The sequence below is a fragment of the Pseudomonas sp. PWP3-1b2 genome (assembly GCF_049896045.1).
GTDB classification, from domain to species: domain Bacteria; phylum Pseudomonadota; class Gammaproteobacteria; order Pseudomonadales; family Pseudomonadaceae; genus Aquipseudomonas; species Aquipseudomonas antarctica_B.
The window spans coordinates 96794-108594 of record NZ_JAFCTN010000008.1 but is presented as its reverse complement, the minus strand read 5'-3'; the positions used below and the strand labels follow the sequence as shown (position 1 = coordinate 108594).

Below are 11801 nucleotides of genomic sequence, written 5' to 3'. Positions count from 1 at the left end.
ATTACTGCGCAGGTGTCGGCAGAGGCTGAATCGCTTCTGTCGGCGCTGGCAACGCCGGGTTAGTCGCGGCAGGTGCAGATGCAGGCGCCGGTTCTTCCTGTGGCGCAATCGGCGCGGCCTCAGGTGGCGGGGCCAGCGGTTCCGAAACGGCAGGCGCAGCGGGCTCTTCCTTGGGCGTTTCAACCTTCTCAACCGGCGCTGCAACCTTGGGCTCGGGCACACCCAGATCGGCCTTGGGCTTCTCGGGAATATGCTCGGCCTTCTTCACTTCCTGCGGCAGGAATACATCCACCAGTGAGAAGTAACGGTCGTAGAATTTCGGCGCCGAAACGGTCTCGCTTGCGACTTTGACCATCGAATCGTCGGTAGAACCAATCGGCATCGACACCGAACCCAACACACCCACACCCAGGCTGGCGGAGTTGTTGACCTTCTTCAGCGCATAGCGATCCTGCAAGGCATTGGCGAACATCGTCGAATGATTGTTGCCTTTGCCGTCATCGGCACACACCACGTTGAAACTGATTTGCAGGTGAGTCTCGCCGGTCTGCTGGAAGCTCTTGTTGCCTACCACCAGCTTCGGATCGCTGCTGGTGATGATGTAACCCTGGCTCAGCAGCGCACGCCGTGCGGCTTCGCACGCGGCGACATCGCTGACAGGGTAGTCACGGGAAAACGTACCGGAGTCGTCGAAATTCTCATGTTCATAAATAGCGGTCTTGGGTGACGAGCAGCCCGCGGCGCCCGCCAGCACCAGCGCCAACCCGAGGCTACGCAAGTGAAATGATGTCGACATTGAAAGTCCTGAGGAAAACGGTCCGGGCGGTATTGTGCAACAGAACGAGGCCTTGGCGCGCGCATTCCTGTCGGTAAAACGTCACAGGCCTATGCGACGGGGGCTGCAGGGAAAAGCTCGGCACACATATGGTCGATAAACACGCGCAGTTTCGCCGAGGCATGGCGACTCGATGGCCATAACAGCCAGAAACTGCCTCGGTGCTCGAGGTGATCATCCAGCACCCGCAGCAAGCGCCCTTGCTGCACCGCCCGGTTCACCATGAAGTCCGGCAGGCAGGCGATGCCCAATCCCTCCAGCACCACATGGTTGAGGGACTCGATGGTGGTACTGACCAAGGGCGTACGCAACACCGGCTCGGGCGCGCCCGCTAAATGACGCAGCGGCCAGGGCTCCAGCTTGCCGGTGGCGCAGAATTTATGCCGCAGGCAGGCGTGGCCGCTCAAGTCCTGTGGCCGTTGCGGCGTGCCGAATTCAGCGAAGTATTCTGGAGTAGCCACCAGCACCAACTGGTAATGCCCCAAATGACGTGCCATCAGGCGCGAATCTTCTGGCTTGCCCGTGCGAATGACCGCATCGAAACCTTCCTCGATTACGTCCACCATGCGGTCGGAAAAATCCACGTCCAGCTCGATGTCCGGGTAGGCGCGCATGAAGTCGCTGAGCACCGGCATCAACAAGCCACGCACTTGCGGCAGGCTCACGCGCAGCTTGCCCTTGGGCGTCACGCTGGCTTGGGTCAACTCCTGCTCGGCCGCCTCGACCTCGGCCAGAATGCGCCGCGAACGCTCCAGAAACAGCGCGCCCTCACCTGTCAGAGTGATGCTGCGCGTGCTGCGATGAAACAGGCGAACGCCCAGGCGTTCCTCGGTGCGCGCAATGCTTTTACCCACAGCCGAAGAGGAAACGCCCAGCACTCGGCCGGCGGCGGTGAAGCTGCGGGTTTCCGCGACCTGCACGAACACTGCAAGACTGCCCAGACTGTCCATGACCCAACCTGTGTCGATTACGGACGTATAGGTCCGATAAGTTCGGAACCTTAGCCTGTTTTTCCGCCCTGCACATCCTCCTACTCTGCCTCCCTACCCTTTTGTATGGACACAGAGCATGAGCGACTGCCCTTCAATGACCGACGCCGCACCCGTCAGCAAACCTGACGCGCTGCCGCTGGCAGGTTTGCTGGCCCTGGCGTGCGCCGGTTTTATCACCATCCTCACTGAGGCTATGCCTGCCGGATTGTTGCCACAGATGAGCGAGGGGCTCGAGGTGTCGCCCGCGCTGATTGGGCAGCTGGTTACCCTCTATGCCCTTGGCTCACTATTGGCGGCCATCCCGCTGACGCTGTGGACGCGAGGTTGGCGGCGACGACCGTTGCTGCTGGTTGCCATTGGCGGCTTTGCCTTGGTCAACAGCGTGACCGCACTGTCGAGCCATTACGGGTTGACCCTGGTGGCACGCTTCTTCGCAGGGGTATTTGCCGGCCTGCTCTGGGCGCTGCTGGCGGGCTACGCCAGCCGCATGGTTGCGCCACACTTACAGGGACGGGCCATTGCGGTAGCAATGCTTGGCGCGCCCCTGGCATTGTCTTTGGGCGTGCCGGCCGGCACCTTCCTCGGGGCTGCGGTTGGCTGGCGAATGAGCTTTGCGATCATGACCGGGCTCACGCTGGTGCTGCTGGTGTGGGCGCGCTGGCAGCTCCCGGATTTCGCGGGCGAACCACAGGGCAAACGCTTGGCGCTGCGCAACGTTTTGACCCTGCCGGGTATTCGCCCGGTGCTGTGGGTGACCTTTACCTGTGTGCTGGCCCACAACATTCTTTACACCTACATCGCCCCGTTGCTGGTGCCCGCCGGGATGGCCTCGGACATCGATCAAGTGTTGCTGGTGTTCGGCCTGGCCGCCGTGTTGAGCATCTGGCTGGCAGGCGTGTGGATCGATCAATGGCTGCGCACGCTGCTGTTGATCAGTTGTGCACTGTTTGCCATGGCGGCCCTGGCAATGGCGCTGTGGATGACCTCGCCAGCCGTGATTTACGTCGCCGTCGCTGCGTGGGGCCTGGCATTTGGTGGCTTGCCCGCTCTCTTGCAAACGGCGCTGGCCAAATCCGCCGGCCAGTCCGCCGATGCGGCGCAATCAATGCTGGTCACCGTCTGGAACCTGGGCATTGCCGGTGGCGGGCTGGCGGGTGGCCTGCTTTTGCAAGGGTTGGGCGTGGGTTCATTTTCATGGGCGGTCATCGGTTTGCTGCTGCTCGCGCTCGCCATCACCGCACGGGCTCGGCACCTGCACTGAGCGATTCCTTGTAACGGCATGCCATGACTGCCTGCGCGGACACAGCTGACCACCGGACAACGCCCATAAAAAAGCCCCCGGTCTTTTCAGGCCGGGGGCTTTTTATTCAGGCGTACATCAGAACTTCTTGATGTCAGCCTTGGCTTCCAACTGCTTGCGGAACGCAGCAAAGTCTTGCTGGCCAATACGGGAAGCGAGGAAGCGGCGGTATTGCGCCTTTTCTTCATCCGTAGGGGCAGCCGCTTCATTGACACCGTTCAAGCGCACCAACACCAGGCTACCGTCAGCCAGGGTCACGGTGGTGAAGGTCGGCTTGTCCTTGGCCGCAGGCTTGGGCATGCGGAACAGGGCTTGCAGCACAGCCGGGTCAATCCCTTCCTGGCTACGGGTAGCCGCTTCGGTGACTTTCCAGGCCTGGCCATCAATTGGCTGGGTCAGCGGGGTCTTGCCATCACGCAGGCTGGCGATCAGCTCGTCAGCGTGAGTCTTGGCCGCCGCACTGGCGCGCTCTTTGGTCATCTGGGCACGAATCGCTGTTGAAACGCTTTCCAGCGGCAACTGCGAAGGCTTCAAATGCTCCTTGGCACGCAACACGATGATGGTTTCCGGGTCGAGTTCGATGGCACTGCTGTTGGCGCCCTCATCCAAGACTTCCGGGCTGAACGCCGCAGTCACCACGGCACGGTTGGCCGCAACGCCTTCGCCGCCTTCACGGCCAAACGGCGCGGAGGTGTGCACGGTCAACTTCAGGTCCGACGCCGGCTGAGCCAGGTCTGAGGCTTCGAATGCCGCATCTTCCAATTGCTTGGTCGCTTCGACAAAACGCTGCTCAACCTGTTGAGCCTTGAGCTCGCGGGTCAGCTTGTCTTTCAGGCTGGCAAACGTTGGCACTTGCGGTGCTTCCACGCCCAACAGCTTGATCAAGTGCCAACCGAAGGTGCTGCGCACCGGGGCCGAAACCTGGTCTTTGTTCAACGCGTACAAGGCCGTTTCGAAGTCCGGATCGTAGACGCCAGGGCCTGCAAAACCGAGGTCGCCGCCATTGTTGGCCGAACCCGGGTCCTGAGAGAACTCCTTGGCCAGGGCTTCGAACTTCTCGCCTTTGGCCAGGCGCGCCTGGATTTCTTCGATCTTGGCCTTGGCTTGCGCGTCGGTGACCTTGTCGTTGACTTCAATCAGAATATGCGCGGCACGACGCTGTTCAGCGAGGTTGGCGGTTTCTTTCTGATAGGCAGCCTGCAGTTCTTCGTCCTTGACGGTGACCTGGTCGAAGAAAGATGACTTCTTCAATTCCAGGTAGTCAATGACCACCTGGTCCGGGGTCATGAACTCTTTGGCGTGCTGGTCGTAGTAAGCCTTGACCTCGTCGTCGGTGAGTTTCACCGCCGCAGGATCCGCCTTGATGTTGACGGTGGCGAAATCGCGGGTCTGTTTTTCCAGACGGGCGAATGCCAGCACTTCGGCGTCAGTCACGAAACCGCTGCCGGCGATACCAGCGCGGATCTGGCCGATGAGCATTTCCTGGGTCATCATCTGACGGAATTGCAGGCGGCTATAGCCCAGTTGACGGATCACTTGGTCAAAACGATCGGCGCTGAACTTGCCATCCACCTGGAATTCCGGCGTCTGCAGGATCACTTGGTCCAGCGCAGCTTCAGAGAAGCCGAACTTGGAATCCGCAGCACCTTGCAGCAACAGCTTGCGATCGATCAGACCCTTGAGGGCCGCATCGCGCAGCAGTTTTTCGTCCAGCAGCGAAGCGTCGAAATCCTTGCCCAGCTGTTGCATCAACTGACGGCGTTGCATATCGACGGCTTGGCTCAGTTCGGTTTGGGTGATTTCTTCACCGTTGACCTTGGCCACGTCCTGCTTGTTGTTGGTCGAAGCCTGAAAAATGGCCTCGATACCGGTGAACGCCATCAATGCGACGATGATCCCGATAATGGTCTTGGCAATCCAGCCTTGTGAATTGTCCCTGATATTTTGCAGCATGCTTCCCCCAGAAACGGTTGAACGTCAAAAATTAGGCAACCGTGGAGCGTGGGTAGAGTCCGGATAGAAGAAAGGCGCATCCGAGGATGCGCCTTCTCGTAACTGGCGGAGCGGACGGGGGTTTGAACCCAACACCCCCGGCGTGGCGACCCGATGGACATAAGGGTCAGCTGCCGCTCCGCTGCCAGGTCAGACCTGCGTCTGACCCGGGTAGGTAAGGCTTGAGCGAGGCTTAGTTAACGGCTTCTTTCAGGGCTTTACCGGCTTTGAAACCTGGTTTCTTGGCAGCAGCGATTTGCAGTGCTTTGCCAGTCTGTGGGTTACGGCCAGTGCGAGCTGGGCGGTCAGTCACAGAGAAAGTACCGAAGCCTACCAGTACCACGGAGTCGCCGGCCTTCAGAGCGCCAGTGACGGATTCGATTACTGCGTCCAGCGCACGGCCAGCAGCAGCTTTCGGGATATCAGCGGATGCGGCGATAGCATCAATCAGTTCCGACTTGTTCACTCTAAGTCCCCTTATATTTCTATTGAGTATGATTCTAAGTTTTTTGGTGAAAGCAAAAACCAGTGCCAAATGGCCTAGAGACACTTAAGAGCCGCTTTATAACAAGGGCTCTAAAAAGCTGTCAAGGAAGCCACCCGGCTTAATCGCATTAATGCGTGCTAATTCTTTCCTTGGAATCAGACTCGCGTTTTTCATCCTTCGCGACGATCTCCGGAGCCACATCCGGCAAGGGCTCCGGCGCGTATTGCAGCGCAATTTGCAGGACTTCGTCAATCCATTTAACCGGTTTAATCTGAAGATCCCTCTTGATGTTCTCCGGAATTTCCTTCAAGTCGCGAACATTCTCTTCAGGAATGATCACGGTCTTGATACCGCCCCGGTGAGCCGCGAGCAATTTCTCTTTCAAACCACCGATGGCCAATACCTGACCACGCAGAGTAATTTCACCGGTCATGGCCACATCAGCGCGCACAGGAATGCCGGTCAATGCCGACACCAGGGCCGTGCACATGCCTACACCGGCGCTGGGGCCGTCTTTCGGGGTCGCCCCTTCCGGCATGTGGATGTGGGTGTCGTGCTTCTCGTGGAAGTCCAGGGGGATCCCCAGGCTCTTGGCGCGGCTGCGCACCACGGTCTGCGCGGCAGTGATGGACTCAACCATCACATCACCCAGGGAACCGGTCTTGATCAACTGGCCTTTGCCAGGGATCACCGCGGCCTCGATGGTCAGCAATTCACCGCCCACTTGAGTCCACGCCAGGCCCGTCACCTGCCCTACCTGATCCTGCTGCTCGGCCAGGCCGTAGCTGAATTTGCGCACGCCCAGGAAGTGCTCCAGGGAGTCGGCCGTGACCTTCACCGAGAAGCGTTTTTCCAGCGCATGTTCCTTCACGGCCTTGCGGCAGATCTTCGCAATCTGACGCTCAAGGCCACGCACACCGGCCTCGCGGGTGTAATAACGCACGATGTCGCGGATCGTCTCGACTTCAAATTCGATCTCGCCCTTCTTCAAGCCATTGGCCGAAATCTGCTTGGGCGCGAGGTATTTGACGGCAATGTTGATCTTCTCGTCTTCGGTGTAACCCGGCAGACGAATCACTTCCATCCGGTCCAGCAACGCTGGCGGGATGTTCATGGAGTTGGAGGTGCAGAGGAACATTACGTCGGACAGGTCGTAGTCGACTTCCAGGTAATGGTCATTGAAATTGTGGTTCTGCTCGGGGTCGAGTACTTCGAGCAACGCCGAGGCAGGGTCGCCGCGCATGTCGCTGCCCATTTTGTCGATTTCATCGAGCAGGAACAGCGGGTTGCGAACCCCCACTTTCGTCATCTTTTGAATCAATCTGCCCGGCATCGAACCGATGTAGGTACGGCGATGACCACGAATTTCCGCTTCATCGCGCACACCGCCCAGAGCCATGCGCACAAATTTGCGATTGGTGGCATTGGCGATGGACTCGGCCAGAGAGGTTTTACCCACACCCGGCGGCCCGACCAGGCACAACACCGGCCCCCGAATTTTCTTCACGCGTTTTTGCACGGCGAGGTATTCGAGGATGCGTTCTTTGACTTCTTCCAAACCGTAGTGGTCAGCGTCGAGAATGTCTTCTGCGCGCGCCAGGTCCAGACGCACTTTGGTCTGTGCCTTCCACGGCACCTGCACCAGCCAGTCGATATAGGAACGAACCACGGTGGCTTCAGCCGACATCGGCGACATTTGCTTGAGCTTGTTCAGTTCGGCATTGGCTTTGGTGAGGGCATCTTTGGGCAGGCCAGCGGCATCGATGCGCTTTTTCAGCTCTTCGATTTCGTTGTGGCCTTCGTCGCCGTCACCGAGTTCTTTCTGAATGGCCTTCATCTGCTCATTCAGGTAGTACTCGCGCTGACTGCGCTCCATTTGTTTCTTCACACGGCCACGAATGCGCTTCTCGACCTGCAGCAGGTCGATTTCGCCATCGAGCAGGGCCAGCACGTGTTCAACACGGGCCGACAGGTCGATGATCTCGAGGATGTCTTGCTTCTGGTCGATCTTCAGCGCCATGTGCGCAGCCATGGTGTCGACCAGGCGGCTTGGCTCATCAATGCTGTTGAGGGACGACAGGACTTCAGCCGGGACTTTCTTGCCCAGCTGCACATACTGCTCGAACTGCGAGAGCAGGCTGCGCACAAATACTTCGGACTCGCGCTCAGGGGCCTCGACTTCGTCGATCAGCGCCACTTCAGCGCGCAGGTGGCCATCCACCTCCATGAAACGCTCTACCGCGCCGCGTTGCTCGCCTTCCACCAACACCTTGACGGTGCCGTCGGGCAGCTTGAGCAATTGCAGAACAGTGGCAACGGTGCCGACGCGATACAGGGCGTCTTCGCCTGGATCATCATCAGCAGGATTCTTTTGGGCCAACAGCAGGATCTGCTTGTCGCCCGTCATCGCGGCCTCGAGGGCTTCGATAGACTTCTCGCGCCCCACGAACAGCGGGATAACCATGTGCGGATAGACGACGACATCACGCAACGGCAGGAGAGGCAATTCAATGGTTGTCTTCATGATTTCGCCTCTATGACAGTTGAAAAAATAGCTTGAAACCAAGATGGGGGCTGCATGCAAAAAAAACAAGCTCAATGCCAGCAGTTAAACGTATGAATAAACGCAAATTTAAAAGCTGCCCCCAACAATTGGCTCAAAAAATAAGGGGCCCCGAAAGGCCCCTTGCTTGTAGTGCAACTGCAAAACGCTTACGCGTCGGGTGCAGCCTTGGCAGCCGGCTCACTGTTTTCGTAGATATACAGTGGCTTGGACTTGCCTTCGATAACGCTTTCGTCGATCACCACTTTACTCACCTCGGACTGCGAGGGGATTTCGTACATGGTGTCGAGCAACACGCCTTCGAGAATCGAACGCAGGCCCCGTGCACCGGTTTTGCGCTCCAGTGCCCGCTTGGCCACTGATTTGAGAGCATCGGTACGGAACTCCAGGTCTACACCTTCCATTTCGAACAGCTTGGCGTATTGCTTGGTCAGAGCGTTTTTCGGCTCGGTGAGGATCTGAATCAGGGCAGCCTCATCCAGCTCGTCCAACGTTGCCAGGACCGGCAGACGGCCAACGAATTCCGGGATCAGACCGAACTTGACCAGATCGTCAGGCTCGACTTCACGCAGGGACTCGCCTACTTTCTTGCCTTCTTCCTTGCTGCGCACTTCCGCACCGAAACCGATGCCGCCGCGCGTGGAACGCTGCTGAATAACTTTTTCCAGCCCGGAGAACGCACCACCACAGATGAACAGGATGTTGCGCGTATCAACCTGAAGGAATTCCTGCTGCGGGTGCTTGCGGCCGCCTTGTGGCGGTACGGAAGCGACCGTGCCTTCGATCAGTTTCAACAGGGCCTGCTGTACGCCTTCACCGGAGACATCACGGGTGATCGACGGGTTGTCGGACTTGCGCGAAATCTTGTCGATTTCGTCGATGTAGACAATACCCATCTGGGCCTTTTCTACGTCGTAGTCGCACTTCTGCAGCAATTTCTGAATGATGTTCTCGACGTCCTCACCCACGTAACCAGCCTCGGTGAGGGTGGTGGCGTCGGCGATGGTGAACGGAACGTTGAGCAGGCGAGCGAGGGTTTCTGCCAGCAGGGTTTTACCCGAGCCGGTAGGACCGATCAGCAGGATGTTGCTCTTGCCGAGTTCAACTTCGTCGCCTTTCTTGTCACGCTGGTTCAAGCGCTTGTAGTGGTTGTACACCGCTACGGCCAAAACCTTTTTTGCACGCTCTTGACCAATGACGTACTGGTCAAGGATGCCGCTGATTTCTTTAGGCGAAGGCAATTTATGCGCGCTGCTTTCGGCCTGGGCTTCCTGCACCTCCTCGCGGATGATGTCATTGCACAGGTCGACGCACTCGTCGCAGATAAACACCGAGGGACCGGCGATCAATTTGCGTACTTCATGCTGGCTCTTGCCGCAGAAGGAGCAATAAAGCAGCTTGCCGTTGTCCTCGCCGTTGCGGGTGTCAGTCATTCGTTCGATCCAAATCCGATAGGCTTGCAACACAAGATGAAGGCTTATGCGGGCTTTTTCAAGCCCGCCGGTGGTCGGATACGCCGACCAGCCTTATTTTGAGCAGCTTAATTAAGCGGGGCGTCTTTCAATCACGGCGTCGATCAACCCGTAATCACGTGCTGCTTCTGCGCTCATGAAGTTGTCGCGGTTGGTGTCGCGCTCGATCTCTTCCAGGGTGTGCCCGCTGTGCTTGGCCATCAAGGTATTGAGGCGTTCGCGAATAAACAGTATTTCCTTGGCGTGAATCTCGATGTCCGACGCCTGGCCCTGGAAACCGCCCAGTGGCTGGTGAATCATCACACGCGAGTTAGGCAGGCAGAAACGCTTGCCTTCAGCACCGGCCGTCAACAGGAAAGCGCCCATACTGCACGCCTGACCGATACACGTGGTCGATACGTTCGGCTTGATGAACTGCATGGTGTCGTAGATCGACATACCTGCCGTCACCGAACCGCCCGGGGAGTTGATGTAGAGATGGATGTCCTTGTCCGGGTTTTCCGCTTCAAGGAACAGCAGCTGCGCGCAGATCAGGTTGGCCATGTAGTCTTCTACAGGGCCGACCAAAAAGATGACTCGTTCCTTGAGCAGGCGCGAGTAGATGTCATAGGCGCGTTCGCCACGAGCAGATTGCTCGACAACCATCGGGACCAGGCCGCCAGCGGCCTGGATATCAGAGTTCTGCTGAATATAGGAATTACGGAACATGCTCTGCAGTTACTCCCAAATAGTCATGTCTTGAAAACGCATAAGCCAGCGCGAGGCTGGCTTATGGTTGTATTTCCAACGAGTTGGACAATCAGTCGGCTTGTGCTGCTTCCGCCGGTTTGACTGCTTCTTCGTAAGAGACCGCTTTGTCGGTCACCTTAGCCTTCTGCAGAACAGTATCCACAACTTGTTCTTCCAGCACAACCGAACGTACTTCGTTCAGCTGCTGGTCGTTCTTGTAGTACCAGGACACAACCTGCTCAGGCTCCTGGTAGGCCGAAGCCATTTCCTGGATCATTTCACGAACGCGATCTTCGTCAGGCTTGAGGTCGAACTGGTTGACCACTTCGGCCACGACCAGACCCAGCACAACGCGGCGCTTGGCTTGTTCTTCGAACAGCTCGGCAGGCAGTTGATCAGGCTTGATGTTGCCACCGAACTGCTGAACCGCTTGAACGCGCAGGCGATCCACTTCGTTGGACAGCAGAGCCTTGGGCACTTCGATCGGGTTGGCGGCCAGCAGACCGTCCATTACCTGATTCTTGACCTTGGACTTGATGGCCTGGCGCAGCTCGCGCTCCATGTTCTTGCGAACTTCGGTGCGGAAGCCTTCGATGCCGGTTTCCTTGATGCCGAACTGGTTGAAGAACTCTTCGTTCAGCTCTGGCAGTTTAGGCTCGGAAACGCTGTTGACGGTCACGGTGAACTCGGCGGCTTTGCCAGCCAGGTCCAGGTTCTGGTAGTCAGCAGGGAACGTCAGGCTCAGCACGCGCTCTTCGCCGGCTTTGGCGCCAACCAGGCCGTCTTCGAAACCCGGGATCATGCGGTTGGAACCCAGTACCAGCTGAGTGCCCTTGGCGGAGCCGCCAGCGAAGACTTCGCCGTCAACCTTGCCAACGAAATCGATGTTCAGCTGGTCTTCGTTCTGGGCAGCACGGTCGGCCACTTCGAAACGAGTGTTCTGCTTGCGCAGGATTTCCAGCATGTTGTCCAGGTCGCTGTCAGCCACGTCAGCGCTCAGGCGCTCAACGGCGATCGAATCGAAACCGGCAACTTCGAACTCTGGGAACACTTCGAATACGGCAACGTATTCCAGGTCTTTGCCAGCTTCCAGGGACTTTGGCTCGATCGAAGGCTGACCGGCAGGCTTCAGGTTTTGTGCTTCAACGGCTTCGTAGAAGGAAGCCTGGATCACGTCGCCAACTGCGTCCTGACGCGCATCGGCGCCAAAACGACGCTTGATTTCGCTCATTGGCACTTTGCCTGGACGGAAGCCAGCAATCTTGGCCTTTTGGGCAGTCTGCTGCAGACGCTTGTTGACCGCAGTCTCAATACGCTCTGCCGGCACGGTGATGCTCAGGCGGCGCTCGATAGCAGTAGTATTTTCAACAGAAACTTGCATGGATATTCCTCGTTGCACAGACGTTAGCCGGCCGTTTCCGACCCCAGAAT

At 58.0% G+C, this 11801-nt stretch carries 9 protein-coding genes; 1 reads left to right on the top strand and 8 read right to left on the bottom strand.

Annotation, left to right across the window (positions count from 1 at the left end; genetic code table 11):
* Position 1 precedes the first annotated feature (1 nt).
* Both ACP7A2_RS08050 and ACP7A2_RS08045 read right to left on the bottom strand, forming a co-directional pair.
* Entirely contained in the window at positions 2–796 is a 795-nt protein-coding gene (locus ACP7A2_RS08050) for a DUF2242 domain-containing protein (RefSeq protein WP_426133786.1), read from the bottom strand.
* A gap of 89 nt (positions 797–885) precedes the next feature.
* Positions 886–1785, bottom strand: a complete 900-nt coding sequence (locus ACP7A2_RS08045; RefSeq protein ID WP_426133785.1) for a LysR family transcriptional regulator — start codon at positions 1783–1785, stop codon at positions 886–888.
* Between the two features lie 118 nt (positions 1786–1903).
* Between ACP7A2_RS08045 and ACP7A2_RS08040 the strand changes: the two genes are divergently transcribed.
* A complete protein-coding gene (locus tag ACP7A2_RS08040) occupies positions 1904–3088 on the top strand; it encodes an MFS transporter (protein WP_426133784.1) in 1185 nt (394 codons plus the stop codon).
* A 117-nt stretch (positions 3089–3205) separates the two neighbouring features.
* On the opposite strand, the gene ACP7A2_RS08035 is transcribed toward ACP7A2_RS08040, so the two are convergent.
* The 6 genes from ACP7A2_RS08035 to tig all read right to left on the bottom strand — a co-directional run bounded on the left by ACP7A2_RS08035 (position 3206) and on the right by tig (position 11751).
* The gene (locus ACP7A2_RS08035) at positions 3206–5080 is read right to left on the bottom strand and encodes a SurA N-terminal domain-containing protein (RefSeq protein ID WP_426133783.1); all 1875 of its coding nucleotides are present in this window, start codon (positions 5078–5080) and stop codon (positions 3206–3208) included.
* A 232-nt stretch (positions 5081–5312) separates the two neighbouring features.
* Positions 5313–5585, bottom strand: a complete 273-nt coding sequence (locus ACP7A2_RS08030) for an HU family DNA-binding protein (RefSeq protein ID WP_003174819.1) — start codon at positions 5583–5585, stop codon at positions 5313–5315.
* 148 nt (positions 5586–5733) lie between these two features.
* On the bottom strand, positions 5734–8130 hold the full coding sequence (gene lon / locus ACP7A2_RS08025) for an endopeptidase La (protein WP_426133782.1): 2397 nt from the start codon (positions 8128–8130) through the stop codon (positions 5734–5736).
* 188 nt (positions 8131–8318) lie between these two features.
* The gene (clpX, locus tag ACP7A2_RS08020) at positions 8319–9602 is read right to left on the bottom strand and encodes an ATP-dependent Clp protease ATP-binding subunit ClpX (protein WP_017136464.1); all 1284 of its coding nucleotides are present in this window, start codon (positions 9600–9602) and stop codon (positions 8319–8321) included.
* Positions 9603–9713: 111 nt separating this feature from the next.
* Positions 9714–10349, bottom strand: coding sequence for an ATP-dependent Clp endopeptidase proteolytic subunit ClpP (clpP, locus tag ACP7A2_RS08015; protein ID WP_426133781.1), 636 nt, complete (start codon positions 10347–10349; stop codon positions 9714–9716).
* A gap of 91 nt (positions 10350–10440) precedes the next feature.
* The gene (gene tig, locus ACP7A2_RS08010; RefSeq protein ID WP_375066636.1) at positions 10441–11751 is read right to left on the bottom strand and encodes a trigger factor; all 1311 of its coding nucleotides are present in this window, start codon (positions 11749–11751) and stop codon (positions 10441–10443) included.
* Positions 11752–11801 lie beyond the last annotated feature (50 nt).